The sequence below is a fragment of the Phycisphaeraceae bacterium genome (genome assembly GCA_019636655.1).
Taxonomy (GTDB): domain Bacteria; phylum Planctomycetota; class Phycisphaerae; order Phycisphaerales; family UBA1924; genus JAHBXB01.
Genome location: JAHBXB010000001.1, coordinates 186272 through 210561, shown reverse-complemented (window position 1 = coordinate 210561; position 24290 = coordinate 186272). Strand labels below are relative to the sequence as shown.

At 64.6% G+C, this 24290-nt stretch carries 20 protein-coding genes and 1 tRNA gene; 7 read left to right on the top strand and 14 right to left on the bottom strand.

Going from position 1 to position 24290, the window contains the following annotated elements; genetic code table 11:
* Positions 1-57 precede the first annotated feature (57 nt).
* The 3 genes from KF745_00945 to KF745_00935 form a co-directional block, all read right to left on the bottom strand.
* On the bottom strand, positions 58-1404 hold the full coding sequence (locus tag KF745_00945) for an efflux RND transporter periplasmic adaptor subunit (protein MBX3356971.1): 1347 nt from the start codon (positions 1402-1404) through the stop codon (positions 58-60).
* Between the two features lie 27 nt (positions 1405-1431).
* Positions 1432-2871, bottom strand: a complete 1440-nt coding sequence (locus KF745_00940) for a TolC family protein (GenBank protein MBX3356970.1) — start codon at positions 2869-2871, stop codon at positions 1432-1434.
* A 98-nt stretch (positions 2872-2969) separates the two neighbouring features.
* Positions 2970-3395 (bottom strand): hypothetical protein, encoded by a 426-nt coding sequence (locus tag KF745_00935; protein ID MBX3356969.1) that lies wholly within the window; start codon positions 3393-3395, stop codon positions 2970-2972.
* A gap of 607 nt (positions 3396-4002) precedes the next feature.
* On the opposite strand from KF745_00935, the gene KF745_00930 reads away from it, so the two are divergent.
* A complete protein-coding gene (locus KF745_00930; protein ID MBX3356968.1) occupies positions 4003-4398 on the top strand; it encodes a DUF3224 domain-containing protein in 396 nt (131 codons plus the stop codon).
* Between the two features lie 92 nt (positions 4399-4490).
* On the opposite strand, the gene KF745_00925 is transcribed toward KF745_00930, so the two are convergent.
* From KF745_00925 to KF745_00910, 4 genes are all read right to left on the bottom strand, one after another.
* On the bottom strand, positions 4491-7502 hold the full coding sequence (locus tag KF745_00925; GenBank protein ID MBX3356967.1) for a response regulator: 3012 nt from the start codon (positions 7500-7502) through the stop codon (positions 4491-4493).
* 119 nt (positions 7503-7621) lie between these two features.
* Entirely contained in the window at positions 7622-8638 is a 1017-nt protein-coding gene (locus KF745_00920; protein ID MBX3356966.1) for a response regulator, read from the bottom strand.
* On the bottom strand, positions 8635-9057 hold the full coding sequence (locus tag KF745_00915; GenBank protein MBX3356965.1) for an Hpt domain-containing protein: 423 nt from the start codon (positions 9055-9057) through the stop codon (positions 8635-8637). Before KF745_00915 ends, KF745_00920 begins: the two co-directional genes overlap by 4 nt.
* 9 nt (positions 9058-9066) lie before the next feature.
* A complete protein-coding gene (locus tag KF745_00910; GenBank protein ID MBX3356964.1) occupies positions 9067-12132 on the bottom strand; it encodes a response regulator in 3066 nt (1021 codons plus the stop codon).
* A 334-nt stretch (positions 12133-12466) separates the two neighbouring features.
* Here KF745_00910 and KF745_00905 point away from each other — a divergent pair, with 334 nt between their 5' ends.
* Positions 12467-14317, top strand: a complete 1851-nt coding sequence (locus KF745_00905) for a response regulator (GenBank protein ID MBX3356963.1) — start codon at positions 12467-12469, stop codon at positions 14315-14317.
* A gap of 69 nt (positions 14318-14386) precedes the next feature.
* Here KF745_00905 and KF745_00900 read toward each other — a convergent pair.
* From KF745_00900 to KF745_00890, 3 genes are all read right to left on the bottom strand, one after another.
* Positions 14387-14461, bottom strand: a tRNA-Glu gene (locus KF745_00900).
* 37 nt (positions 14462-14498) lie between these two features.
* Positions 14499-16646, bottom strand: coding sequence for a serine/threonine protein kinase (locus tag KF745_00895; GenBank protein MBX3356962.1), 2148 nt, complete (start codon positions 16644-16646; stop codon positions 14499-14501).
* Positions 16643-17290: a hypothetical protein gene (locus KF745_00890; protein MBX3356961.1), complete on the bottom strand. Its 648-nt coding sequence runs from the start codon at positions 17288-17290 to the stop codon at positions 16643-16645. The genes KF745_00895 and KF745_00890 overlap by 4 nt, the downstream gene beginning before the upstream one ends.
* A gap of 165 nt (positions 17291-17455) precedes the next feature.
* On the opposite strand from KF745_00890, the gene KF745_00885 reads away from it, so the two are divergent.
* Genes KF745_00885 through KF745_00865 form a run of 5 tightly spaced genes read left to right on the top strand, consistent with a single transcriptional unit; the run spans position 17456 to position 20664 of the window.
* Positions 17456-17917, top strand: a complete 462-nt coding sequence (locus KF745_00885; protein MBX3356960.1) for a hypothetical protein — start codon at positions 17456-17458, stop codon at positions 17915-17917.
* A 14-nt stretch (positions 17918-17931) separates the two neighbouring features.
* The gene (locus KF745_00880; GenBank protein MBX3356959.1) at positions 17932-18303 is read left to right on the top strand and encodes a helix-turn-helix transcriptional regulator; all 372 of its coding nucleotides are present in this window, start codon (positions 17932-17934) and stop codon (positions 18301-18303) included.
* A 21-nt stretch (positions 18304-18324) separates the two neighbouring features.
* Positions 18325-18861 carry a DUF1569 domain-containing protein gene (locus tag KF745_00875; GenBank protein MBX3356958.1) on the top strand — a complete coding sequence of 179 codons (537 nt, stop codon included), beginning with the start codon at positions 18325-18327 and terminating at the stop codon, positions 18859-18861.
* Between the two features lie 41 nt (positions 18862-18902).
* On the top strand, positions 18903-20096 hold the full coding sequence (locus KF745_00870) for a GNAT family N-acetyltransferase (protein ID MBX3356957.1): 1194 nt from the start codon (positions 18903-18905) through the stop codon (positions 20094-20096).
* A 31-nt stretch (positions 20097-20127) separates the two neighbouring features.
* The gene (locus KF745_00865) at positions 20128-20664 is read left to right on the top strand and encodes a DMT family transporter (protein ID MBX3356956.1); all 537 of its coding nucleotides are present in this window, start codon (positions 20128-20130) and stop codon (positions 20662-20664) included.
* A gap of 12 nt (positions 20665-20676) precedes the next feature.
* Here KF745_00865 and KF745_00860 read toward each other — a convergent pair whose 3' ends face one another.
* The 4 genes from KF745_00860 to KF745_00845 all read right to left on the bottom strand — a co-directional run bounded on the left by KF745_00860 (position 20677) and on the right by KF745_00845 (position 24274).
* Entirely contained in the window at positions 20677-21345 is a 669-nt protein-coding gene (locus KF745_00860) for a hypothetical protein (protein MBX3356955.1), read from the bottom strand.
* Between the two features lie 109 nt (positions 21346-21454).
* On the bottom strand, positions 21455-22207 hold the full coding sequence (fabG, locus tag KF745_00855) for a 3-oxoacyl-[acyl-carrier-protein] reductase (protein ID MBX3356954.1): 753 nt from the start codon (positions 22205-22207) through the stop codon (positions 21455-21457).
* 62 nt (positions 22208-22269) lie between these two features.
* Complete coding sequence (locus KF745_00850; GenBank protein MBX3356953.1) at positions 22270-23292, bottom strand: hypothetical protein; 1023 nt, start codon at positions 23290-23292, stop codon at positions 22270-22272.
* Positions 23282-24274, bottom strand: a complete 993-nt coding sequence (locus KF745_00845) for an ACP S-malonyltransferase (protein MBX3356952.1) — start codon at positions 24272-24274, stop codon at positions 23282-23284. Before KF745_00845 ends, KF745_00850 begins: the two co-directional genes overlap by 11 nt.
* Positions 24275-24290: the final 16 nt, after the last annotated feature.

Sequence of the window (24290 nt, the reverse complement as noted above, 5' to 3'; positions counted from 1 at the left end):
GGGAGGCCCTGTGGAATGCGGAGTTGCGTGCGGTCGTGGGTCGCATCGGCGAGCGATTCAGTGCTCGTGGGCCGCGGAGCCCTTGCCGAGTTCGGCCTTGAGGATGAACGAACCCGACTCCGCGAACTTCTCACCCTCGACCAGCCCTGCGAACACGGGCACCAGCCCGCCGACGGTCGGGCCGACGGTCAGCGCCCGCTTCTGAAACGTGTTGGGTTCACCCGGGACCGGAACGAACACCGCGGGCCCGCCCTCGACCTGCTGGACCGCGCCCTGCGGGACGGCGACGCGGGGCGGCGGTTCGTTGCCGTCCGGCGGCGCGGCGACAATCTCGACCTGCGCAAACATGCCCGGCCGGATCGCGGCTGCCCCCAGTGCTTCGCTGGGGATCTCGATGCGGACCTGCGCGGTTCGGGTGGTCGGATCGACCAGCGGCGAGACGTACGAGATCTGCCCCTCGAACCGCGCCGCGGCTCCCTCCCCCGGCCCCGCGGCGGCATGGCCGGCCGAGACCCAAGCCTTTCCGCCCACGGCGATCGATGGCAGCCGTGACTCCGGCACATCCGCCAGCACCCAGAGCATCGAGGTGTCCGCCAGGACCATCAGCGACTCACGATCGGGGCTCACCAGTTCGCCCAGGGTGATCTCGCGTTGTACAACCCGGCCGTCGATGGCGGCGCGGACGGTGTACCGGGGCCGCACCTCGCCCGATGCGACCAACTCATCGATCGCACTCTGGTCCATCCCCAGCAGGTGCAGTTCGTTCTCGGCGGCGACCGCGGTGGCCTCCGCGGCCTTCACGCCCGCGACTGTCGCCTTGTACTCGGCTTCTCGCCGCTGAACCTCGGTGAGGGAGATGCCCTGGGAGTGCTCCAGCAGACCCCGGGCGCGGTCCCACGCGGCCCTAGCGAGTTCCACCTGGGGGAGCGCCGTCTCCACCGCCGCGCGCTTGAGCAGAAGGTCGGCCTGGGCCTGGCCCAGTTCGGGGCTCTCGACGATCACCAGCGGGTCGCCCTTCTTGACCTGGTCGCCGAGCCTCGCGCTGATCTCGACGGCCCGGCCGCGGACCAGCGAGCCGACGTGGGCCATCGCCTCCGTGTTGAAGGCGATGCGGGCCGGGGCGACGAAGGTGGACCGCAGGATCCACAGTTGAGCCTCGCCGACCGCGATGCCGTAGCGGTCGATCGCCTCGGAGGTCAGGACAACCTCGTCCGCGTGCTCGTCGTGGTCGCCGTGGCCGTGGTCTCGGGATTCATGGGCGGTCCTCGGGGTAGTGGCTCCCGCGCTCGGCGTGGAGTCCTTGCATGAAGCGAGCGACCCCAGAAGCGAGAGCGAGATCAGCACCGCGACGATCGATGCACGAGGAGCCTGGTGTTGATGCGTGGGGGGTGTTCTGTCGAGCATGAGGTTGCCTCCGGCTTGTGGCCGAGTTCAGCGTGCTGCGGTGTGCGCTGTGGTGGGTGTGGATGAAGATGATGAGATCGGCGGCTCCGACGATGGGGAGTCCTGCGGGTGGCCAACGGATCTCGCCACGCCCGGGCCGCCGACGGCCCGCTGCAGGCGCGCGGCCGCGAGGGAAAGCTGCTGCTCGGCTTCGATTCCCCTGGCGCGCGCTGCACGCAGGTCCTGCTCCGCAAGGAAGAGAGGGGTCACGTCCGATTGGCCTGCCTGGTACGCCGCTTCCACCTGCCGGCGACGCTGCTCCTGCAGCGGGATGAGTTCGGACCGGATCCGTCGCAGGTTCGCGGCGATTGCCTCCTGCGACTGGTACGCGACACGCACCTCTTCCACCACCATGCGTCGGGCCATGGTGAGGTCGTGCCGGGCCTCGATCTGCTCGGCGCTGGCCCGGGCTCTTCTGGCCTGACCGGTGTCGAAGACAGGTATCGGCGTTGAGATCGACGGCCCGATGAAGAACTCTTCATCGCGCTGCGCATCGAACCCGAACCCGGCGCCGTCCCAAGGGAAGAACGACGCCAGCGCCTCCTCATCCCCCAGCGCGGCGAGCGACCAAGCGACCGACTGCACCTCGGGCCGGTTCGCGAGCGCGGCGACGATCCACTCCGACTCGCTGCTGAGGGCGGTTGCCGGGGCCGACCACGGCTCCAGCGGCCACGCCGCAGGCCCCGAGGGCTCGCCGATCAGGCGGGCAAGGCGGAGTCGATCGTCCCTGAGTTGCCGCCGCGACTCCGCGATGTCGACGTCTAGTTCGACCCGTTCCGCCTCGAGGATCGTCAGGTCGCTCCGCGTCCCCTCGCCGGCTTCGAGCCTTGCCTTCGCGGTGGCGACCACCTTGTCCAGCAGCTCGCGACGCTCCAGCAGCAGCGGCAGAAGCAGCTCGAGGCCCTGCGCCGCGATGTACCGCTCCTGCACCTCAACAACTGTGTCCAGCGCCACCGTGACGGCGTCAGCCGCGGCCTGCCGCAAGCGGTGGTCCGCCGCGCTTGATTGCTTCGGGATCCGCAGGATCTGGATCAGGTCCTGTGCGAGCGAAACCTCGAACTGCGGCTTGCCCGGCCCCCATCGCAGCACGAAGTCCAGGACCGGGTTTGGCAGCAGGCGTGCCTGGTCCGCATCCGCCATCGCGATGCGGACCCGGGCAAGGGCCGCGTGCAGACGTGGATCGGTAGCGACCGCGCGCTGGACCGCATCGGCGAGGGTCAGCGAGTTGATGTCGGCCGCCTCGTCCAGCGGGCCGCCTTCGGCCCGGAAGGCGATGGCAGTTTCCAGCCCCGCCGCGGTGGACGCGGCCTCCTCGGCACGGGGGTCGGGTCGCTGGGAGGCGCACCCCGACAGAACGGAAAGGAACACGGTGGTGCACGGAAGGAGCCTGACGCTCCATCCCGCGCGGCCAACGGCGCGAGTCTTCATTAGGATTCCTCATCGCAGGTGCGGGAGCGGCCCGGCAAAGCCATGGCGCGCGGCGTCAGCCGAGGGTTCCCCAAGAACACCCAGCTGAACTCACCTGCCTAGACGAGGAGGACAACTGTCCGGATATGTCGGATCGGATCCGGCGGCCGCTCCGGCTCGGAGATCACCCGAACCGCGACCGCGAAGGCCGACAAGCGCTCCCCCCACGGGTCGACCACCACAGCCACCGGAAGCGGAGCCGCGAGCTCCAGTTCCGCCCGTGCGGGGGCCTTGGTGATCTGGACCTCGCCCCGAACAGGTGTGTCGTCGCACGGAACAGGCGTCGGTGAATCGTGATCGTCATCCGCCTCGTCGCCGCACGCCGCAAGACACCCGCCGTGGGTGTTCCGCTCGCACATCCATTCCAGCCGTAAGACGCCGCTGCCGTCGCGGCAGACCACCACGCCGCCAGCCAAGACGGTGCCCGCCAAGCCGAACCAGGCGAGGCAGAGCCAAGTGACAAGGATGTAGGATGTGGAGCGCATGCTTTGGGTTGAGTGTATACGCCGAAAGGCGACTGCGCCAACTGATCAAGCATGGCCTGAGGGAGCAGCGGAACGCCGATGTCTTGAAGTCGCCGGACTTGCTCAGGGCGTCTCTCGCTTCCCGCACAGGGCAACAACGTTCAAGCCGCCGCCAGCGCAAGGGTTACGTCGGCAATCTCGCTTCGACAGAACCCAGTGACGGCTGCGAAGAGGGCGAGCGGCAAACCCAGCAAGACCGAGTATCCACGATTCGAACGAGATGGTCACATATTCGTCAAAGTCGGCAGCGATTGGGCAGCCTCTGGGCTGACCTTCCTTCTGCCCATCCTAAGCCGTAGAAAACTCGCATGATGCCCGAGATGGCCCGTCACCCGAGCACAGAAACTCGCCGTGGAACACTCATCGCCGACAGCAAGAGTGATGCCGTGCGCACCCGTGATCATGCTGGGCTCTGGAGTCATCGGAGTTGTTGGCTCCTGCCAGTTCCATTCCCGCTGAACGGTGCCCTCATGGATAGATCCGACGGCGAGGAGTGCTTTGACATCGGTGATTCGTCGATCTCAATCCCACGAGGTTCGGTTCGAACGGCTTGAGGAGGAACCTGATTGTGGCAGAGCACGCGACCGGGACATTCGATGTGAAGTTGACGCCGATGCAGCCTGACGACCCTGCTCACACCCTTCCCGGGCGCCTGCTGATCGACAAGCGGTTCCATGGCGGCCTCAACGGCACGAGCAAAGGCCAGATGCTTGCGGCCCGCACCGCCGTTGACGGTTCGGCGGGGTATGTCGCTCTCGAGATTGTCACGGGCACGCTCTCGGGCCGGAGCGGAACATTCGTCCTCCAGCACACCGGCACGATGAACCGCGGCACGCCGCACCTCGTCGTGAGTGTCGTCCCCGACTCCGGCACCGACGGCTTCGCCGGCCTCCGAGGATCCATGAAGATCATTGTCGAAGGCGGTCGGCACTCATACGATTTTGACTACACCATGGGTCCATAAGCGTGCTGCCGATACGCATCGGTGAAGCCACGCCTTGCGGCTCTCGCGGCTGGCCTCGCCAACGTATCGATGTGCGAGGCCCACCGTGCTTGTTAGCCAGCATCAATGGTAACGTCCCGAACCGTTTGAGCGGCGAGGGCCCGTTCAATCGTTCGTAGCAACTCGACCGGATTGATCGGTTTGCTCGCGTAGTCGTCCATTCCCGCATCCAGGCACTGCTCTCGGTCACCCTTCATCGCGTTGGCGGTCAGCGCAATAATTGGCAGGCGGCCACCCGACGCACACAGTGGCGCCGATCGTTCGTGACGACGAATCTCGCGGGAGGCCTCGAAACCGTCCATCACCGGCATCTGACAGTCCATCAACACCAAGTGGTACTGCCCGCTCTTCGCCGCTTCTACCGCTTTTTTGCCGTCGGGAACGATGTCGCGGGCGTAGCCCGACTTGGACAGGAGTTCAGCAACGACGACCTGGTTGACCTCGTTATCCTCTGCCACCAAGATGCGGGCCTTCGCTGGCGCGTTGGCCGGTCGTTCCACGAGGTCGTCCGTGGTGCCGCTTGGTATTGGCATCGCCGGCGCCGGATCCTGCTTGGCCGCGGCGATAGCGTCCATGATCGAGTTGAACAGCTGCGACTGCCGGACGGGTTTGGACATGTGGCCGGAAAAGCCCATAGACCGGAGCTTCTCGGGCTCGATGCTTGCTTCGGCCGAGAGCAGGATCATGAGAACGGTTTCTTTGATATCGTTGCGGGCCCTGACGGCGGTGGCGAGCTCGAATCCGTCCATTCCCGGCATGTCGCTGTCGACGATCGCAACACGGAACGGCAACGAGGCCGCCGCGGCTTCGCCGAGCATCCTTAGGGCCTGCTCACCGTCGGGCGCGGTAGCGGCTTCCAAGCCCCAACTTGAGATCTGATCGCGAAGGATCTCCCGCTGAACATCGTTGTCATCGACCGCCAGGACCCGCAGCGTCCTCGGATCCAGCCGCACGCGCGACTCGGCAGCGCTGGCCGGTCCGATCCGTTCAAAGACCGCGGTGAACCAGAACGTAGAACCCCTCCCCGGATTGCTCTCCACACCGATCGTTCCCCCCATGAGCTCCGACAACCGCTTGGAGATGACCAGACCAAGCCCCGTTCCACCGTAAACGCGAGTCGTCGAGGCATCGGCCTGAGAGAAGGATCTGAACAGCCGGTCGATGCGATCCCTCGGAATCCCGACTCCGGTGTCGGTCACAGTGAAACGGATGGTGACGCGGTCGGTCTGCCCAGAATCAAGCGATACCCGAACAACAACGGCTCCACGCTCCGTGAACTTGGTGGCGTTGTTGACCAGGTTGATCAGGATCTGCCGGAGCCGATCGCCATCGCCACGAACCATGGTCGGCACGCTCGGGTGGATATGGCATGCCATCTCCAGCCCTTTCTTGGACGCCCGCTGTGCCATGACATCCATGACATCTTCGACAGCGTTGTACAGATTGAAATCACTGGCGACGATCTCGAGTTTCCCCGCCTCGATCTTGGAGAAATCCAGGATGTCGTTGATCACGGTGGTCAGGGATTCTGCGGATGACTTGGCGAGCTGGCAGAAGCGGCGCTGCTGGTCGGAAAGGCCGGTTCCCAGCAGCAGGTCGGTCATGCCGATCACGCCGTTGAGTGGCGTGCGAATCTCATGGCTCATGTGGGCGACAAACTCGCTCTTGGCACGGCTGGCCGACTCCGCCGCCATCTTGGCACGAAGCAGTTCCCGCTCGGTCGCACGCCGTCTGACGATGTCCCGCCGAATAAGCAGACCGGAAAGGCCGACGGTCGCAACACCGAGAAAACTGCCGATCGACACCACAGTGACGGTTGCAGTCCCTCCGGCGTCCGCGGCTGCGGAGCGCTGTTCGAGCAGGGCATTCTCGTGCTCTTCCATCGCCGAGAGAACGGCGAGGATCTCGCCCATCAGCCGCTGTCCAGTCCCCGTGGCGACGCGGGCGCTCGCGGGCCCGAACCCTTCATTTCGACGAATCACGATGTTCTGATGCGTCCACAAGAGCTTCTCGACAACGAGTGGCTCCAGTGAATCCAAGAATGGTCGTCGCAGCGGATCGTCCGCAATCATGCTGTGGAGACGGCTGCGCTCCTGATCGACCTGCAGAAGTGCGTCTTGGTAAGGATCAAGCGCCGTCTCAGCTCCCGTAATAATATATGCACGTACGCACGATTCAACATTCGCAAGAGCAAAAGCCAGTTTTCTTTCATTTGAAAGTACTTCTCTCGCACGACTCTCCAGGTTCTTGTCATCGAGAAAGTGTCGAATGCTCGCGAACGTCGTTACTCCGACCACAGTCATGACGGCGCAGGCAACCGCAAAGCCCGCGAGACTCAGTCGATCGCTGGACCGATCTTCAACACCTTGGCCGCCCGGATCGACTCCGCCCTGAGCCACCGGCGCTGCAAGTCGAGCCCAGGCAACAGGCAGAAAGCCCGCCGCCATGACGATGAACGCTACGGATGTGTGCAGTGCCATCCCGATTGATGCCGACACCCCGAACATGGTGATCACGCCGTTGGCGTGCCCGACTAAGGCAAGGGCACCGAGAAGGGCGACGACGACCCCCAGAGACATCGCGGCGATGCTGCACACGACTGATGGGAATGTGAGCAGCAGCACCGTTCCGCCAGAAAAGAGGAATGCCGTGGCGGTGTGAGGAGCCATGCGGTTGGGACCAAGGGGGGACGTATCCAGCCGCGATGAGAAGAGGATTCGATCGATTCCTGGGTCCCAAGCGGTGAGCGAGCCGGCAAGACGCAGCAGGCTGACAAGCACGATCAGGGCGGCGAGCACCCTCGCAACACGGATTGCGGCCTGCCTCGGCGCAGCCGCTGCAACGAGCCAAAGGGCCAGCGCTGACGCGACGAAGGAGATCGCGGTCGCGGGGTTCATGCTGACTCGGCCGGGAAGGACCGCCTTGATCACTTCTGCGTTGAACAACCAACCGAGGAGCACCACGGCGCCGGTGAGTCCAACGCCGGCAGCGAGAGCGCGAGCAACGATCTGCCAAAGCAAAACTTGGCGTTCACCGTTGGCTAGGTCACCTGTCGGGCGTTTCATGTGGGCATCCCTTTGAGCGGATGCCGGGAGATTCCGGCACGGCGCTCAAGCCCCCCAGATTACCAAACCGCGACACCCTTGCATTTTGGACGCAAGTCGCGTCCCGAGATCGAAGCCAATCACGCCGCCAGCGCCTGGGGCTCTGCGTAGCGAGCGCGGATGTCCACAAACTGGTCTTCGGCGCGAACGAAGGCCTCGACCACTTCAGGGTCAAAGTGGATCCCCGACTCACGGATGATCATCGAACGAGCGATTTCATGGGTGAATGCGGCCTTGTACACCCGCTTGGAGGTCAGCGCGTCGTAGACATCGGCCAGCGCAACGATGCGTCCGCAGAGTGGGATTTCCGGGCCGGCCAGCCCCTCGGGATACCCCGATCCATCCCATCGCTCATGGTGGGTCGCGGCGATGTCTCGGGCCATCTCCAGAAACTTGACTCCAGGGAATGCACGCAGCGCCGAGTCCAGCGTCTGGGCCCCGAGCATAGCGTGCATTTTCATAATCTCGAACTCGCGATCGCTCAGCCGGCCTGCCTTGAGCAGCACGCTGTCTGGAATACCGACCTTTCCGATGTCGTGAAGCGGGCTGGTCAAGTAGATCAGACGGACAAACTCGTCGTCGACCTCGGCCTCGAACTTCGCTGAGGAAGCGAGCTCCCGGGCCAGCACCCTGCAGTAACTGCGTACCCGCTCCAGGTGGGCGCCCGTCTCGGGATCGCGGGACTCGGCGAGCTTTGCCATCGCAAAGATGGCGACCTCGCGCGTCTCGAGCGCAACGATCCGCTGCCCCGTCCGCACCCGGGCAATCAACACCGATGGATTAAATGGCTTTGCGACAAAGTCGTCGGCGCCGGCAGAGAGGCCCTCGACCGTCTCCTGGGGCGTATCGTGCGCGGTCACGAGAATAACGTACACATAACCCGGGAGGTCATCCGTCCGGATTGCCTTGCACAGCTCGGGGCCGCTGAGGCCGGGCATCTCCCAGTCCGACACGACCAGGCGGCACCCACCGGTCCGCACCCGCTCCAAGGCCTCGATGCCATCCCGGGCGGTCTCCACCTGGTATCCAGCGCGGGTCAGCGTTGCCTCAAGCAATGCCAGCGAAATCTCGTTGTCGTCGGCGACAAGCACCTTCATGGACGCTGCTCCTTTGGCAGCGGCTCGCCCCCCGCGCATCCCCGAAGTGATTCGCGTGCAGCCGGCAGATATCCGATGCACCGCTCCACTTCGGCTCGAAGCCGAACCATGATCTCACTAAGCAGAGCAAGTTGGTTGCCCTTGGCCATCATCTCGATCTTGGCCGCCAGATCATGGAGCGCAGGCGCCGCAGCCGCCCCGGCCGCGCCCTTCAACGCGTGTGCCGCCTTGGCGACCAGGGCGGCGTCTTGTGCGGCCACGAGCCGTTCAATCTCTGGCATGTCGCCGCGGAGCTGCTTCTCAAGCATGTTGAGGACAAGCATCGCTACATCGGCGCTGCCCATGCACCGTTCGGAGAGCTCCTTGATGGCCAGCGGCGGCGGTGCTGGTGGTTGCTCGGAAGTCTCACTGCGAGTCATGGAACCCTCCTATGCCGCTTCGGACACGGCTGAATTGACGCCCATCGCATGCTCAATGGTCTGCAGCAGTTCCTTCGGATTGATGGGCTTGGTCGCGTAGGCGGTCATCCCGGCTTCGAGGCAGCGCTCGCGGTCGCCTTTCATGGCATTTGCCGTCAGCGCGATGATCGGCAACCCTTGCCGGGCTTGGCCCGCGATCTGCTCTTCCTGCTCGCGGAGACGTATCTCACGCGTCGCCTCGAAGCCATCCATGACGGGCATCTGGCAGTCCATCAGCACCAGGTCGTACCGACCTCGCTTGACAGCCTCGGCCGCTTGGCGACCGTCGGGGACGATGTCGCAGTGATGGCCGGACCTCGCGAGGACCTCGCGGACCACGATCTGGTTCACCTCGTTATCCTCGGCCACCAGGATGTGCAGGCCTTGCAACCGCGATGGCGCCGCGGCAGGAGGCGGCATCTTGGGAAGCGACGCTTGAGGGGTTGGGTACCTATCCGCCGCCGCGACTGTATCCATAATTGCATCAAAGAGCTGCGATTGCCGGATCGGCTTGGTCATGTGACCGGCGAAGCCCATGTCCCGCAGGCGCTTCGGATCGATCTCGTCTTCGGGTGAGAGCACAATCATCAGCGCGGTGCCGCGGACATCCCGTCGGGATCGGATGGCCATCGCCAGGTCGAAGCCATCCATGCCCGGCATGTCGCGGTCGACAATGGCGACACGAAACGGCTCGGACGACGAGGCACTTTCGATGAGCATGCGAAGCGCCTCGTCGCCGTCTGCCGCGGTCGCGGCCTCGATGCCCCAGGAGCCGATCTGCTCTCGCAGCATGTCTCGCTGGACCTGGCTGTCATCGACGGCAAGAACCCGGATGGGGCAGGGATCCAAGCGAGGGGCTGGTGGGGGAACGGCCGCCTGCGATGGGAGCTCGAACGTAATCGTGAACCAGAAGGTCGAACCGTGCCCGGCTTCGCTCTCGACACCGATCTCCCCCCCCATTAACTCCACGATCTGCTTGGAAATGACAAGCCCAAGGCCGGTTCCGCCGTAGACCCTCGTTGTCGAGGTGTCAGCCTGCGAGAAGGCCCTGAAGAGACGGTGCATTCGATCGGACGGGATTCCGATTCCGGTGTCCGTAACGGTAAACCGGACCTTCGCGCTTCCGTCGGCGCGCGTTTCAGGCGTGACACGGATCACGACCGACCCCTGCTCGGTGAACTTGACGGCATTGTTGACGAGGTTGACGATAACCTGCCGCAGTCGTTCGGAGTCGGCGCGAACCACAACCGGCACGTCGGGGCTGATGTGACACGCCGTTTCCAGCCCCTTCCGGGAGGCCGGCTGCGCCATCATGTCGACGATCTCCTCCACAGTATCGTGGAGATTGAAGTCACACGGGCACATCTCAAGCCGTCCTGCCTCGATCTTGGACAAGTCGAGAATGTCACCGATGACGCTGGTGAGGAGCGCGGCCGAGGTCTTGGCCAGTTTCCCGTACCGTCGCTGGTCGGGGGTCAGCTCTGAGCCAAGCAAAAGGTCCAGCAGACCAATGACGCCATTCAACGGCGTACGGATCTCGTGGCTCATGTTGGCCAGGAACTCGCTCTTGGCTTGGTTAGCCGCTTCAGCACGGTTGGCACGGTCACGCTCTGCCTCGGCTCGCTTTCGCTCGGTCAGGTCGGTGCAGATCGTGACATACTTTGCAATCTTCCCGCTGCCATCCTTGAACGGCACAATGGTTGCCTGCACCCAATATGGGGATTCGTCCCGGGACTCGTGGCAGATCTCGCCGTGCCATGCCCCGCCTGCTTCGATCGCCCGCCAGAGTTGACGCCAGAAGTCCTCGTCATGGACATCGGAGCCGAGCATACGGTGACTCTTGCCGATGAGGTCCTTTCGTTCATATCCGCTGGTCCGACAGAGCGCATCGTTGACATCGACGAACTTCCCCGATGCATCCATGACCGACACCAGGGCGTGCTGATCGAGCGCGGCTTTGTGAGCGGAGAGTTCGGCCAGCGCGGATTGCGCGGCCGTCCGCTCCGCCACAGCGGTCTTCTCGCTGATCCGAAGAGCGGCGACGTTCCGGATGATCGATGCCATCATCAACAGGAGTATCCCGGCGCCAATCAGCCCGACCGCGGTGAACGCCTGCGACTGCCGGATCTCACCCGTCAACCACTTTTCATTAGCCTGCAGCAGAACCTGAATCCCGCCTCCCTCAAGTGTCTCGAAGTCCTGAAGGCGAAACAGGCAGAGGTACCCCCCCGCGTGCTTGGTAAGGGAGTAATCGGATCCACCCCCGACCAGTGGCGCCACAATACCGGCCAATACACTCACCGGAACCGGCGGCGTTGCATGCCCCGAGTTGATCTCTTCAGAGAAATACTCGCCGCGATCGGTCACGAACTCCAGAGAGGCGACTTTGCCTCCGATCGACCTGCCGCGGATGAGATCCGTGAGTCGTTCGAAACGAAGCCGCGAGCTTGCAACGCCGAGCTTGGCACCGGTTCGCGGATCGCGGACCGGGACCGAACACGCGATGGAGAGTCCGCTGGAATCAAAGAACGCCGGAGTGATATCGCAGGTGGTCTGGAACTCGAGCACCTGGTCATCCGAGGTATTCCGAACGCACTTCTGAATAATGTCTCGACTGGCGAAGCTCTGACCCATGATCCGATCGATACGATCTCGGGCGATAGGCTTGCCCGACTCGTACACCGTGTTGATGGCTGCGATGTGTCCGTCCATGTCAAAGAGAGCGATCGCATCGATTTCCGTCGATGACTTGATCGCGCTGTTGCACGCACGGGTCTGGGCTTCGCTGTCTCCACGCCGGATCGCATCGATCACTACGGGGTCGGAGGCCAGCTTCCGCGTACGCTCGATGGCCGGCTCCACGACGCGTGCAATATCCGCCCGTACGGAGCCGCCCATGTCCATCAGAACTGCTGCCGCGGATGAACGATCAAGAGCGTCACGGTCGACCGGGCGTGTTGCCCACCAGACCCCCCATCCAATCATCGCACACCCAGCCAGGCGCAGCCCCCAGACCGTGACACCAGACGAACCCATCGCGCTCACCGCCGATCTAGTTCGACTCAAGACCAGGCGCCAACCAGGATGTCGAGACGACTCGTTGTGGTCGCGCATGGACTGGCACTCCCGGGCGTAGGCCATCTGGGCTACCCAACGCTTATCGGTCAGCCAAGTCGCGTGATGGAAGCCGATCACCGCGAAGGTATCAAACTGCCGCCTTCGCCCCGGGCAACGACGAGCTCCACCGCGGCCGATAACACATTGCCAGTGTCTGTGGATCAAAGAGCATCTGAGCAGGCTGGTTTATAGAACCGATGAAACACCCTAGTGCCCGACATCGTGATGCCGTATTACTGGAGTCCCGGGTTTTATGAAGCGTGTTCTCGTCGTGGACGACATGCCCATCTATCGCGAGCCGATCGAGGCGGTGCTGCGCGCCAACGGCTTCACGGTCATCACGGCATCGAATGGCCACGAGGCGCTCGCGGCGATTTCGAATCACCGACCGGACCTCGTCCTGCTCGATCTGGGCATGCCCGTCATGGACGGGCTGAGCACGCTCCGCCGGATTCGTGACGATCCCGTATCGAGACTGACCACGGTAATCATCCTCTCGGCCGAATCCGATCGGGCCCGGGTTGTCGATGCGATGAAACTCGGCATCGCCGGCTATCTTCTCAAGTCTCAGTTCTCGCTCAAGGAGATGCTTGAGAGGGTGCACAAAGCAATGGATGAGCACGCGATGACGGGCGCCACGGGGGATCACGCCGCCCAGGCGTCCCAGGTGACGACCGGTACACCGTCACCACTCGCTACCAAGATCACCGATGATGCTCGCACCGCTGATCCATTGCCAGGGACAGTTGCGCGACCTCCATCCAGCGTACAGCCCGTCTCCGCGCACACGCCGGGTTCTTCCAAACCCTCGGCCCGAGCCTCCGGCCCCCTGATGACCCGATCTGAGTTGTTGAAGGCAATCCAGGCGGACAAGGAACTGTCGGGCTTTTCTCCGACGGTCTCCCAGGTGCTCTCAATCACTGCGAGCGACAACTGCTCGATGGAGCAGGTGGCCAAGGCGGTAAGCCAGGATCACACGATCGCTCTCAAGATCCTGCGGCTTGCCAACTCCGCGGTCTACTCCAGGGGTGATCGGGTTGACACCGTACCGAAGGCCGTCATGCGGATCGGGATCGAGAGCATCCGTCAGGCCGTGCTCAACATCGGCGTCGTAGAACGGTTCGGCTCGCTGGCGTTCGAGCGACACCTGAGCACGCCGCTCTTCTGGGAGCACTCGATCGCGTGCGGTCTCATCGGAGCGATGCTCGCGCACGCGCTCAAACACAGGGAGCCCGATGCGGCATTTACGGCAGGGCTGCTCCACGACCTTGGACGCGTCATCTTCGCGGAACGACTCGGTGAGATGTATGTTCAGGTTCTGGAATCCGCGCGGGCCACGGGCGTGCCCCTCGAGCGGGCCGAGTCACTGATGCTCCAGCTGAATCACGCCGACGCGATGGATCGGGTCCTGCAGGCGTGGCGATTCCCCAAGGACCTCGTCACCCCGATCGTGCTCCACCACATGCCACCCGATGATGTCAAATCACGGGCCCCCCAACAGCAGGTAGAGGTGCTCAGGCTGATCCTTGCCGATCGAATGGCGCACGCGATGATGCTCGGGGGAAGCGGGAACGACACCATCTCGCCTACAGAGGACCTGTGCCGCTCCCTTGGGGTTGAATCCGCAACGATCCGGCAGATCGAGGCCACGGCGAAGCAGCAGACCGATGACACGAAGTTTGCCTTATTGTCGAACTCTCACGCGGCCGCATGGCCGAGGGTCGTCGAGCAATACCGCGCTGCGCTGATCGGGCCGTTCCGCCCTCTCTATGTGAGCGCTTTGCCCGAGCTGGATGCCTACAGGATTTTCTGCACGGAGCTCGCTGGTCCATCGTTGGATGATGCACCACCGACCATCGCTGTGGTGCACCTGGCTTCACCCAAAGAGCGAGAAGAGGTCTCGCGCTTGCTCGCGACCGCGGAGCACGAGGCGGGTGTCCAGCGACTTCCGATGGTGTTGTTCTCGCCCTCAGGCAAGCTCCGGCTTCACGACCAGACGATGGCGGAACGCCCCTGTCGATGCCTGAGCACACCGACTCCGGTCGTACAAATCATTTCCGCAGCGAATGACCTGCTGGCCAGCGCCTTCGAGCAGGCCGCATAGACAAGCAACACCGGCGCAAGGAGGGTGGATAGCTTCAGGCACGCTCCCCAAAGAATGCCTGACAGCAAATGACCCCGATGGGATTCGAACCCATGTTACCACCTTGAAAGGGTGATGTCCTAGACCAGGCTAGACGACGGGGCCGGAAGGCCGCATAGTAGCGTCCCGATCCAGCCGTGGCTTATTTGTCGACGTCTTGGAGGCGGTTCTGGACCGACTGGAGCCGCTCAGGATCGCGGAGGAACTTGGCCCGGTATGCCTCGGCGAGCGTCTTGAGGGCAGCCCTCTTGAGTGGGTCGGGGTGGTAGGGACCCGCGACGGGCTCGGCGATTGTCTCGATGATCTCGCACTGGGTGCGGAGCTGCTCCTTGGCTTCGGCCGGCATCGATTTATCGTACTTGGCCGCCATGAGCCGCTGGGCGCGGACGCAGGCCATAATGACCGCGACCCGGCCATGCCAGGGATCATCGGGGGCGAGCACCTCAGCGATCTTGGCCTGCAAATCCATGCCAACGGATTCCGCCTCGTTGAACGACCCTGTCTGCAACAGCCAGTACACCTGTGCCGTCTGCCATGTGAGCGACTCGAGTGAACGGCCCTGCCCCTTGGATTCGGCCTCAGAGAGGATCCGCCTGACGATCTCAACACGACGGTTCCAGCGGCTCTCGTTGTCCTCCCCCAGCCCAACCAGGAGCGGCCCAAGCATCGATTCCATAATCGTCACGGTCGGAAGCCAGCCCGCTTCGAGCTTGTCCGGGTCCGTCGCCCTCATCACCGCAAACGTTGCGCGGATGGCCTCCCGTCCTCGATCCTGCAGCGCCTGCATCTCTCGGCGCTGCTCTTCGGAGGCGGCGAGCGCTTGTTCCGAAGCGGCCAGAGCCTGCTCGGTGCGCTGCCTCGCCGCACGCTGCGAGAGCACGGCCGCGTACGCGCCAAGAGCGACCAGCGCGGCGGCCAGGAGAACGGCCATGCCCGCAATGACCGGTTGGCGGCGAAGGAACAGCGTCGCCCGCCTTGCGAACGTCGGATGCGTCCAGCCGATCGGTTCATGATGCAACCATGCATCGAGGTCACGACACAAGACATCGGCAGAGCCATACCGCTCAGCGGGTAGAGGAGCGAGAGCTCGCCGGCAGATTGCATCGAGGGCGGCATCGACCCCGGGTCGCACGGCCCGCGGTGAGGGCGCGGCGGTGCGGCCGTTCGACCCTCCGAGGTTGGTGGAGACCTCATTCACCGACTCCCCATTTGGCAATCGAGCCGTTAGCAGCCAGTAGAGCAAGCCGCCGAGGGCGTACACGTCAGCCGGCGGGGTCCGAGCGCCCTCCTCCTGCCGGTACTGCTCGGGGGCGATGAAGGCGAGAGTTCCCTTGAGTTCACGGTCAGCGCCAGGCGCACCCTGATCTGAATCGTCGTCGACCCTTGCAGCGATGCCGAAATCGGTCACCCGGACGACGCCCTCATCGCTGACCAGCACATTCGCAGGCTTGAGATCGCAATGAACGATGCCGACAGAATGCGCCGCCTGGACGCCGCGGGCAATGCTGGCGACGAGCGATGCGGCTCGCCGCTGATCCATCGGCGCCGAGCCCGCGGCCCCGCCGCTACCGAGCCGGGCTCCTTTGACGTACTCGTAAACAATGTAGTGCTCGCCGTCGTCAGTGATGCCCCGGTCGATCACGCGGACAACGTTGGGGTGATCGATGCGACGGGCCTTGGTCGCCTCCTCAACCTCAGTCTCAAACGGCGCGGCGTGCAGGATCTTGATCGCGACCCAAGCCGTGTGTCCGTCCTCGGAGAGGTTGCGGTCCACCGCGGCGTATACGCTGCCATGGGCGCCTGTTCCGATGCGCTCCCGCAGGTCGTATCGCCGCTCGCCGGTGGCGAGCACAGGACCGAAGTCTGTCGGCAATGTTCGAGCGGCGGGTCGCGGGACTCTTCGAGAGATCTCACTGGTGGACCAGAGCGCTTGCCGCAGAGCCGCGGCGGTCTGGATCGCGTCCTCCAGGTCGGGGTGGTCCCGGCGGAGCCTCGCCACAGCCTGCGCCTGGGTCATCCCCTGCGCCAGCATGGACTGGATCGCGATCTCGATCGCGGTATCGAGCGACGCGGGCATCTCCACCAGCCCATCGACAGAGCGGAGATAGAGATCGATCAAGACCGGTTCGTTCCGGCCGATTCGTGCGTGCCCATCGGCGTCGATCACATCTGCAATAGCCTGATCATCAAGGCCGGATTGCTGGCGGAAGTACGCGCCAAGGTCAACCGATCGCCGTTCGCGGTGCAACCGACGGATCTCGGCCACGAGCACCTCGCTCGTCCGGATCATGCGGCGTGCTCTTGGAGTTGGGCTTTCAGCAACTCGCGGATGCGCTGCCAGCGCTTGCGCGCGGCCTCGGGGGAGAGCCCCATCGAATCGGCGATTTCCGCCAGCGACGACCCACCGAGCCACTGCGACAGGATCTCCCGATCGGTAGCCGAGGCGAGCGATCGCAGCAGGCGATCAATTTCCTCCTCGGAACCCTCGGGTGATCGATCGTGCTGCTTGATGCGATCGGCAAGGCCCCGAGCGAACTCGGAGTCTTCCCCTTCGGTGTCGCGGAGGCGGCGGAAGATCCTGACCTTGTCGGCCAGCGAGTTGTCAGCGATGCGGAACACCAGGGCCCAGAGTTGCGCCTCGGTGGCGGCCTCCAGCCGGCCAGACCGGACATACAGATCGAGCCGTCGCGACACGGTGGAAAGCAGCTCCTGTGAATCAAACAGTCGGCGCATCGCCCGCCCGAGCTTGTGCCGGTAGCGAGTCCGGATCAGCACGGCGTGACGCCCCATAAAGGCCGCCGCGGCCTCGCGATCCCCAAGCCTCATCCTTCGCAGCAGTTCAAGCACCGGTGCAGCGGGCGCATGCGACGACTCCAGCCCATCGGCGCCGGGTCGCGTGTTCTCGGTCACTGAGGTGTCCGGGGGTCCGATCATCGATCACCTGCGCTCCGCCGCTCGCCCGGATAAGCGAAAAAAAACTCGAAAATCCCACACTTTCGTGTCACGACTTCACCTCTGGGTCAGCCTGAGTCTGCACTGGCAGCTGAGAGCATGGTGCTCATCGGCTGACCGCTCCCCCAGGCACGAGCGGAGGTTGTCATGCGCGCTAATCGAGTTCAGGGTACCACGGTCATGTGGCTGTCGGCAATAGCCGCAGTCGGGTTCGCTCCCTCATTCGGGCGAGGATCCGCGGCAATCGCGATACCCGACACTAGTGTTTCCGCTGGCACCGGAGCGGTAGTCTCCAATCCAACCTGGAACCGCGATTTCCTGGCGCTGATCCTGTTGCTCAGTCAGTACTACCAGTGCTCCGCAAAGCCTGATTCCTCTACCACGATCGACAAGGCCGCCATCGAGTTGGCGAAATGCCTTACAGGGTCCGGACCTACTGGCCTAACCAAGGGCGATTCTGCTGAGAACACGAAGGCGAATATCCGCTCGCTGTACTACATGACACTCGACGCCCCTCCGGAGTTGAGTGAGACCTCCCGTCACAACCTGTTGAGTGCGTTGCAAGTCGCGTACGAGAAGCTGGGGGGCGATCCCGGCGATCTCCTCTAGGTGGAGATTCGCGAGTGACAAGCACGACAGATTCCCCAGCCTCCCGCGCTCCGACGATCCCGTCGGACGCCGTGGCGGCCTTGCGCGCGCTCCCAGCCATGCCGGCATTCCGAACCAGGATGACGGCCCTGATCGAGAGCAAGAGCCGCCGGGAGATCGCGCGCGCCACGGGGGTCTCAACGGAGACCCTGCGGCGGTATCTCCGCGGCGACTCACCGTCATGCGAGTTCGTCATGGCACTGTGCGAGGAGTTCGGGGTCTCCGCGCATTGGCTGATGTTCGGAAGCGGCCCGCTGCGTTCGTCGGATCTGCCGAGAAGGAGCGGCGAGTCGTGGACACCGGGCAAACCACTAAGCCCCCCATCGACGCGAGAACCACCCATCTGATCCACGGTACCATGGCATGCCATGGACTCGAATCAAACTACCCAGATTGACACCAAGCAGGTCAAAGACCGGCGACAGCTGTCGTTCACCTCGTTCGAGGAGCTTGAGCGAGAGGTCACACGGCTGCGTGCAGCCGCGATCCATGGTCGGGTTCGCTGCACGGGCAACTGGACCGTCGGCCAGACGTTGGGTCACATCGGGGCTTGGATGGAATACCCCTACACGGGCTTTCCGATGAAGGCACCGTGGCTGGTGCGTCTCGTCGGTCCGGCCTTGAAGCGATTCGTCTTTCGTGGCGGGCTCCCCGCCGGATACCGGATTCCAGGTGCGCCGGGAGGAACGTACGGGATCGAGGTGCTCTCGACCGAGGAGGGCGCGGCGCGACTTCTGAGCGCGATCGCACGGATGAAACGGGGTGAAGAACCGGTCCATCCGAGCCCGGTATTCGGCCGGATGTCGCTGAGTGAGTGGTCAAAGCTCAACCTTGGCCATGCGGCGCTGCACCTGTCGTTCCTTCACCCGGTGGACGACCGCGAGGCCGCGAGCACGACAGCATAACGCGAGTACCCACTGGCCCACCCCTCAGCACGCGAGGACGCATGGCGGAGACTACCTACGGACCCCTGGCAGGCGACGGCGAAGTGGGCAGTGTCGCCCGCCTGATCCACCACGCGTTCGCCGGGCCCGTTGACAAGAGCGAAGAGTGGCTGAGAGAAGCCGGGCCGCAGCACGTCCGCGTCCTCAGGGCGCCGGGCGGGCTCATCGTCGCCTGCCTTCTGCGCGTTCCGATGGCGCAGTACTTCGGCGGCGCCAGCGTGCGGATGATGGGCGTCGCCGGAGTCGCTGTGTCGCCCGAGGCTCGCGGAAAGGGATTTGCCCGGACGATGATGCGGGAGTTCGTCCGCGAGATGCGAGGCGAGGGCTTCCCCATCGGCGGGCTGTACGCATCGACCCAGCCGCTGTATCGACAGGTCGGCTACGAGCAGACAGGGTGCCGGTTCCAGGCGACCGTGCCGATCCACCGGATCGATGTTTCTGAGCACGGGCTCGACATCCGGCCGCTGGTCGCGGATGGCGAGGCACAGGTGCGGGAGTGCTACCGCCGCTTCGCGGTGCGATTCGACGGGATGCTCGACCGCAGCGAGTACTCCTGGGCCAGAACCAAGAAACTCCGCGAGGTCGCCTACAGCGGCTTTGGGTGCTTTGATGCCCATGGAACGCTTCGGGGCTACGTCCGGCTCGCGCAGACCAGGAAGCCCGAGACCGGCGGACACGATCTGGCCATCTCCGACCTCGCGTTCCTTGACGCCACGGCGGGCCGCCGGCTGCTGACGTTCATGGCCGATTTTGCAACAATGGGTGAGGACGTGGTCTTCCAGTGCGGACCGATCCACCCGTTACTGACGATGATCGGCGCGAGGCACTACCGCGTGGAGAAGCGGGATTACTGGATGACACGCGTCCTCGACGTCAAGGCGGCTTTGGAAGCACGGGGGTGGCCGGCCGGTGTCGTGGCGGGCGCGGTCATCGAAGTCACTGACGACCTGCTGCCGGAAAACCAGGGTATCTGGTCGATCCACGTCGCTGACGGACGGGCGCGGGTCGACCGGGCGGACCAGGCGACAGGGCCGGTGCTCCGCGCGAACGTCCGGGGACTGGCGGCGATGTACTCGGGGTTGTACTCGGCCAGCCAGGCGGCTTTGGCAGGACTGGTCGAGGGTGATGAGGCGTCCCTCCGTGCTGCGGACAGCGTGTTCCGTTCCACGTCGCCGTGGATGGCGGACTTCTTCTGATCCCTCGCGCGATATTCGCTACAGTGCCGCCATGGCGGCAATACTGCTTGCGATCGTGGCCGGGCTGTGCTGGGGTGTCGGCGAGATTCTGACCAAGGGGGCTCTCAACTCGGGCCAGGTGGGTCCGATGACAACGCTGCTCGTGCGTGCTGCGGTAACGCTGCCGCCCGCGGCGGGAGCGTACCTGCTCGCCACGTACCTCTGGCAGAGCGAACCACCCAACTGGATGCGGGAGGCCTCGGCCGGCGTGTGGATCCGGATGATCGTCGGCTCCGGGCTGATGGCGGGATTCGCGGGCGTGTTCTTCTTCTACCTCGGGCTCTCCAAGCCGGGAGGGGACATCTCGCTGCTTCGACCGATCGCGTTCGGGATGGCACCAGCCACCGCCGTGCTGCTCGGCTGGCTTGTCCTTGGCGAGCGGATGACCCCGAGCAAGGGCTTCGCGGTGGCGATGATCATCGGCGGGATCATCATCCTCGGCCTCGAGCGGACCGGCCATGGCAAGGACTCGCCGCGAGCCGCCAAGGCCGCGAGCGTAAGCGAGGGCATGGCAACTGCCGAAGGCTAGCCGACCGAGTCGCTACGGGCAGTTCCCCTCGATCGCCGCGAGCCAGGACGAAACGAAGGCCGCGACGTCGGCTGGCGTGACCTGGCCGTTTCCGTCGTAGTCGCCGGCGAGCGTGCCGCCTTGGATGCTGGCGATCCAGACCTGAATAAACGACCCGACGTCCGCCGGGGTCACCTCGCCGCTGCGGTCGATGTCGGCCCGACAGGGTCGAGCCTCGATTGTGAACAGCGTGTCGTAGCAGTCAAGGTCGTTCATGGAAATCTGAACGCTGACCGTTCCGGCGGGTGCGCCGCTCGCGGCACCCTGGAAGTTTGCGGGCGGGTTGTCTGCGAGCGAAAGGTCGAGCGAGAGCGACTGGACAACGGCGACCTCGCCCCCGATCCGCAGCGTGCCCTCACCGGTGTAGCGCCATTGCAGAGCCGGCGTATCCAGCACGGCCCGGTCGACGTCGTAGTAGTCAAACACCGGGTCTGAATGCGTGTAGCGCAGCGCGAACGACCCGCGGAGGTCGTCCAAGTACACCACGATGCACTGGCAGGGCGCGATGCACCCCTGGAAATACTTGGAACTCGGTGCGATGGTGTACAAGCCGTTGGGGAGCGGCGGATCGGCTGCAAGAGCCTGGGCGTACACACCGAGCGCCATAAGGCCGGCCGCCAACATGGACGTGAACGTGCGCATGGTGGGCCTCCAGTTTGGATTGTCGATCCACCGGAAGTGTACGGGCCGCCGGCGCGCCGGTTTCGTTCGGACAGATATACGAATGGCCTGCGAACACTGCGACCAGTGCTCAGCACATGGTCATACCGCCATCGATGCAGATGACCTGGCCGGTCAGGAAGCCTGCCTCGTCGCTGGTGACGTACGAGACCGCCGCGGCGATGTCCTCTCCAGACCCGAACCGCTTGACGGCCATGATCGCCATCACGTGATCCTTGATCTGCTGTGGCAGGTCTTTGGTCATGTCAGTCTCGATAAACCCCGGGGCGATGACGTTGCAGGTGATGCCCTTGGAACCGAGTTCCCTGGCGATGGTCTTGGAGAGCCCGGCGAGCCCCGCCTTGGCCGCCGCGTAGTTGGCCTGACCGGCGTTGCCGACAACGCCGCTGGTCGACGAGATGTTGACGATCCGGCCAAACCGGCCCCGCATCATGGCCCGGGCCGCGGCGCGGATACCGACGAACGCGCTGGTCAGGTTTGTATGGACCACCGAGGTCCAGTCCTCATCGGACATACGCAGGGCGAGGCCGTCACGCGTGACGCCGGCGTTGTTCACGAGGATGTCGATGCGACCGAGGTCGGAGGCGATGCGGTCGACCAGCTCGCCGAAGGCCGTCGAGTCGGAGATGTCACCGCGGTAGGCTGTGGCCGCCCCTCCTGCGGACTCGATCTGAGCTCGAAGGTCCTCGAGGGGACCCTCGGTGCGAGCGATCATCGCGACGTGACGGCCGTCACGGGCCAGACGCAACGCGATCGCTTTTCCAATTCCTCTCGAGGCCCCTGTCACAACGGCGACGCGGCGGGCGGGTGTGGGCTGAGTCAATGTCTCTTACCTTCCTGGAGGACCGTTATGGCCTTTCATTCGGACCGCAACGCCACGCACCGTCAACCACCTGGAATGGTGACCGGCCCGGCCGGGGTGCTCTTCTTCCTCGGTCCCTTCGGGGCTTCATCCGTCGGCACCGGCACACCGGCCGCCGGATCCGTCGAGGCCTCATCACCGCTGCCGACAGACCGCTCAGTCGGCTTCCACGCCGCCGCCTGTTCGGAAGAGAACGCGGCGAGACCGATGGAATCGAAGTCGGAAGCCCGCGGCCGCGTGAGGGATGCACTCGGCGCCCCGGTCCAGACAAAGTCGTCCCCCGACGACTTGCTGAACCAGCCGAGCAGATAGGCCCCAGCGGGATCCTGCATGGCGAGGACGACCGCGCGCTCAGGGACGAAATCGGATCGCCCGCCGGTCATCGCGGCAGGAAGGGCTTCGCTCACAGCGTCCTGAAACTTCTGCATCTGCTCGTCTGTGAACTTGCCCTCGCCCTTCATCTCCTCGATGACCTGCGGCGCGTTGGGTCCCGCGGCCGCAATCCGCATCATGTCCTCCTGGGTGAGGTTGAGGGACGCCATGGCGCCCTGCATCTTCTCGGCGAGCTTCATCATCTCGGCCTGGCTGACCTCGGGCAGCGAGCCGGGGGGAGGAAGACCGAGGTCGGAACTGGGAGGCGCCCCGATGTAGACGATCCGCACGGCCTCGAGTTTGCCGGTCTCAGCGGACCAATCGCCGCTGGTCTCGAGCATCGAGAGCACACCCGATGTGGAGGGCGTGACCATGGAGCGGAGGCCCGAGGCGCTGCCCCGAGCGATCGCATCGGCCAGTGACACCACGCTCCGCGCGAAGGCCTCGTCGAAGACCTCGACGTTGTCAGCAAACTGCACACGCGGGTCGGCCTGCATGTCCTGCGCCAACGTGCCAAGGGTCAGCGGCGGAGGAGCCGGCGGAGGGGCCGGCGGGGGCGGCGGCGGGGGTGGCGCCTTCTTGGCGGGACAGCCGGCGAGGACCGCGACCGAGGCGAGCAACGCCAATCCAAACACCCCAGCCCACCCGCGATGTCCTTTCCGTTCAGACCGCATTCCCAACTCCTGGCTCATCGTGAGCAGCGACCTTGATCGTCTTCTCGATCCGACGCATGAGGCCGGCAAGCGTCTTGCCCGGCGCGAGCTCGTGGTACTCCGCCCTGTCGGCCGGCCACCCGGAAGCCAACCACTGGCACGACTGCGACCACCGCACCGGGGACGTGAGCTGCTCAACGAGCCGGCGCCGAATGGACTCTTCGATGGTACCCGAACCGTCGGCTTCATGCGGAAGAGCAGTGACATTCGATACCACCGCGCACCTGGGAGGACGAATCGCGGTCCTCTTCAGGGCCAGCGCAAGCCGCTCGGCGGCGGGGGCCATGATCGGTGAATGGAACGCCCCGGCGACGGGGAGGGGGGTTGCCCGAACGCCCACGGTGCCCGCCGCTTCAATGGCCCGCTCGCAAGCCGCCTTGGACCCGCTGATGACCACCTGACCCGGGGCATTGAAGTTCGCCGTCACAAGCACATCGTTCCCGCGAGCCTTGGCGCAGACAGCCGCTGCCTGGGCCTCATCGGCCCCGATGAGGGCGACCATCCCGGAGGGAACCGCCTCGGCCGCATCCTGCATGGCGCGGCCACGGACAGCGACAAGTTCCAACCCGTCCTCGAATGAAAACGCCCCTGCAAGGTGCAGGGCCGTGTACTCGCCCAGGCTCAGGCCCGCAATCGCGAGGACAGAGGCCTCGACGGCGGCGCCGCCCGCGTTGCCCCCGGCATGCCACTGTGCCAGCAGCCCTCGCCAGCAGGCCACACCGGCAACATAGAGGGCCGGCTGGGCGGCGTCGGTCTGATTCAGCCGCTCGACGGGCCCCTCGAAGCACAACAGGCTCAGCGGAGCGCCGAAACGGTCACCAAGAAGTTCATCTGCTGTGTGGAAGACCTTCCGCGCCTCGGGCGAGGCGTCGTACCACGCCTTGCCCATGCCGACCACTTGGGCGCCCTGACCGGGACACAGCACAATCCGGGGAGATGCCATGGAACAAGGATATGGG

What these genes read in the sequence shown, in the direction of transcription:
- KF745_00945 (MBX3356971.1), bottom strand. Translation starts at nt 1,404, where the DNA reads ATGCTCGACAGAACACCCCCCACGCATCAACACCAGGCTCCTCGTGCA.
- KF745_00940 (MBX3356970.1), bottom strand. Translation starts at nt 2,871, where the DNA reads ATGAAGACTCGCGCCGTTGGCCGCGCGGGATGGAGCGTCAGGCTCCTT.
- KF745_00935 (MBX3356969.1), bottom strand. Translation starts at nt 3,395, where the DNA reads ATGCGCTCCACATCCTACATCCTTGTCACTTGGCTCTGCCTCGCCTGG.
- KF745_00925 (MBX3356967.1), bottom strand. Translation starts at nt 7,502, where the DNA reads ATGAAACGCCCGACAGGTGACCTAGCCAACGGTGAACGCCAAGTTTTG.
- KF745_00920 (MBX3356966.1), bottom strand. Translation starts at nt 8,638, where the DNA reads ATGAAGGTGCTTGTCGCCGACGACAACGAGATTTCGCTGGCATTGCTT.
- KF745_00915 (MBX3356965.1), bottom strand. Translation starts at nt 9,057, where the DNA reads ATGACTCGCAGTGAGACTTCCGAGCAACCACCAGCACCGCCGCCGCTG.
- KF745_00910 (MBX3356964.1), bottom strand. Translation starts at nt 12,132, where the DNA reads ATGGGTTCGTCTGGTGTCACGGTCTGGGGGCTGCGCCTGGCTGGGTGT.
- KF745_00905 (MBX3356963.1), top strand. Translation starts at nt 12,467, where the DNA reads ATGAAGCGTGTTCTCGTCGTGGACGACATGCCCATCTATCGCGAGCCG.
- KF745_00895 (MBX3356962.1), bottom strand. Translation starts at nt 16,646, where the DNA reads ATGATCCGGACGAGCGAGGTGCTCGTGGCCGAGATCCGTCGGTTGCAC.
- KF745_00890 (MBX3356961.1), bottom strand. Translation starts at nt 17,290, where the DNA reads ATGATCGGACCCCCGGACACCTCAGTGACCGAGAACACGCGACCCGGC.
- KF745_00885 (MBX3356960.1), top strand. Translation starts at nt 17,456, where the DNA reads ATGCGCGCTAATCGAGTTCAGGGTACCACGGTCATGTGGCTGTCGGCA.
- KF745_00875 (MBX3356958.1), top strand. Translation starts at nt 18,325, where the DNA reads ATGGACTCGAATCAAACTACCCAGATTGACACCAAGCAGGTCAAAGAC.
- KF745_00870 (MBX3356957.1), top strand. Translation starts at nt 18,903, where the DNA reads ATGGCGGAGACTACCTACGGACCCCTGGCAGGCGACGGCGAAGTGGGC.
- KF745_00865 (MBX3356956.1), top strand. Translation starts at nt 20,128, where the DNA reads ATGGCGGCAATACTGCTTGCGATCGTGGCCGGGCTGTGCTGGGGTGTC.
- KF745_00860 (MBX3356955.1), bottom strand. Translation starts at nt 21,345, where the DNA reads ATGCGCACGTTCACGTCCATGTTGGCGGCCGGCCTTATGGCGCTCGGT.
- KF745_00850 (MBX3356953.1), bottom strand. Translation starts at nt 23,292, where the DNA reads ATGCGGTCTGAACGGAAAGGACATCGCGGGTGGGCTGGGGTGTTTGGA.
- KF745_00845 (MBX3356952.1), bottom strand. Translation starts at nt 24,274, where the DNA reads ATGGCATCTCCCCGGATTGTGCTGTGTCCCGGTCAGGGCGCCCAAGTG.